Source organism: Butyrivibrio sp., assembly GCF_024699075.1.
Genome location: NZ_JAILQF010000462.1, coordinates 1 through 2,111 on the forward strand (window position 1 = coordinate 1; position 2,111 = coordinate 2,111).

3 protein-coding genes are annotated in these 2,111 nt (G+C 37.1%); 2 read left to right on the forward strand and 1 reads right to left on the reverse strand.

Annotated features, from left to right (window positions below; translation table 11 throughout):
* A partial coding sequence (locus K6G87_RS18235) for a lysoplasmalogenase (protein ID WP_296840476.1) occupies positions 1-640 on the forward strand: 640 nt, incomplete at its 5' end.
* Between the two features lie 135 nt (positions 641-775).
* On the opposite strand, the gene K6G87_RS18240 is transcribed toward K6G87_RS18235, so the two are convergent.
* The gene (locus K6G87_RS18240; RefSeq protein WP_296840479.1) at positions 776-1,738 is read right to left on the reverse strand and encodes a hypothetical protein; all 963 of its coding nucleotides are present in this window, start codon (positions 1,736-1,738) and stop codon (positions 776-778) included.
* Positions 1,739-1,943: 205 nt separating this feature from the next.
* On the opposite strand from K6G87_RS18240, the gene K6G87_RS20005 reads away from it, so the two are divergent.
* The coding region (locus K6G87_RS20005) for a glycosyltransferase family 2 protein (RefSeq protein ID WP_296833365.1) at positions 1,944-2,111 on the forward strand (168 nt) is incomplete at its 3' end.

Consider the following 2,111-nt stretch of genomic DNA (forward strand, 5'->3'; position numbering starts at 1 on the left):
ATGTGCAGTATGTGTGGGTCTATATCTATATACTGAAACTAAAAATAGAAATGTGGCAGCACTTTTATTTAAAATGCTGTCATCTCTTTGCTTTGTGCTTATAGGTCTTCTAAACAGAAACGATCTGTATGTATCTAAATTCATTATCCTTGGACTTATCTTTGGCTTTATAGCAGATATACTTGTAAATCTAAGATATATTTTTAGAAATCATAAGCAGCTTATTCATCTTACAGGTGTTTTTTTCTTCCTATTGGGACATATAGTATATCTTATTGCAGCTTCTAAAATGTCTGAGGCTCTGCCTGTTTTACTTATCATAGGTATTATTATTTCAATATTTATTATTCGGATAATATATAAAAACACATATGTTGATAAAGCTATCAGGATAGCTGGAATCATCTATATAGAAGTGCTCACACTACTAAATGCTGTGGCTATTGGAAATTTTATCCTTTCTCCGACTTCATTTGAAGGTGTATTTGCGCTTGGAACATTTCTTTTCCTTATAAGTGATATCCTTTTGATGCTTAATACTTTTGGTTCAAAGAAGAAGAGAAGCGTACGTGTAATTCATATATCAATCTATTACTTAGGACAGATGCTTATTGCTTTAAGTCTTGGCCTTCTTAAATGAATCATGTTATCACAAATATATAAGGCGCCAGAGACAATATGTCCTTGGCGCCTTTTGTGGAGGTAGGGTTTAAGCATTTTGCAATATTTAGTTTTGTATTATGGTGTTTTGAAATATTTTTTTTATATTTTTGGATCAGTAAGCTCCATCATATATGGTTGCGCTTCCGGCAGGAACCGGGCAATCATCCGGGGCTTCTGTGATCTGCAGACCTGCTCCTTTTTTGAAAGAAATAGTACCTGTTATGGAACCATCATCACTTGTGAATGCATAACTGCCAAAATCATCAGGTCCTGTAATATAACCTTTTATATCTTCATTATCTTTTATGCATATTAGTAAAGTGTAGGAGCCACTCTCCATGCCTTCTGTGCAGATAATGCAGCTTTCCGGATTGTCATATGAACCATAGAAACCAACAGGACCAAAATCGGGTGCTTCAAAATCACTATCACCGTTTATCGTAGCAAGCTTTTCTGCAAGTTTTACAGCTTCATTTCTATAACGCTCAGCGCTATAGACTCTGATTATCATTCCCTGGATTGAACCACCTTCATACTCATAAGCCATCTTTTGGGAGATTTCATCTACATGCTGCTCCCAGTCTGTGTAAGATGAGTAGATAGCATCGTATTGGGATCCATCTGCTTCATTGATGCGGTCAAGAAGACTCTCTGCTTCTGCCTGCCATACATACAGCTGATTGAGGCTAAGGCTGTCCATTTCAACCTGAGTCTCTGCATCCATTCTAATATTTTCATATTTTTCGTATAGTTTGCAGATTCCATCAATCTCATCTGTAAGTGAAGAAGAGGATGATACCACATCTTCAACTTCAGTTTTGATCTGCGCTGAGTAATCGTCCTCAGAAGCAGATTCATCATCAGAAGCAGAGTCGTTATCTGTTGCATCCAGGGAAGAATTATCTAAATCCTCGCTTTCAAGTGCTTCTCCTTCGTCTCCTACAGGAGTCTCTTCGTCTTCTGATGAAATTACGGTATTGTTTTCATTTGTGTCTTCAGCGTCAACTGAATTTGATGAGCAACCTCCAAGTATTAGGGCTGATGCTGTCAGTAGAATAAATATTTTGTTGCGCATTTGTTAACACCTCCTTAAGTTGTCTGTAACATATTAGCAGATAATATATAAAATGGTCAAGATAACCCATCACCTTTAGGTGGTGGGTTATCTTGATTTCTGGTGCGGGGTTATAAGCCCCGTACCAGTAGAGCTGCGTTAGCAGCGATTTTATAACGAACAAAAAGCGAAGCGTTTGCGAGTTTAACCCTCAGAGGTAATTATCATGGCTGATGAATCAAATGCTAAATATAATGATCTTATAAGTGTCATAATTCCTGTTTATAACGATAAGCGTTTTTTGCCAGAGTGTCTTCAGTCACTTCATAATCAGATACATTCCAATCTTCAGATAATACTGATAGATGACGGGTCTACGGATAAGACATCCTCA

Bases quoted from the DNA above. Each gene is read 5' to 3' on its own strand.
- K6G87_RS18240 (WP_296840479.1), bottom strand. From the start codon at position 1,738: ATGCGCAACAAAATATTTATTCTACTGACAGCATCAGCCCTAATACTT.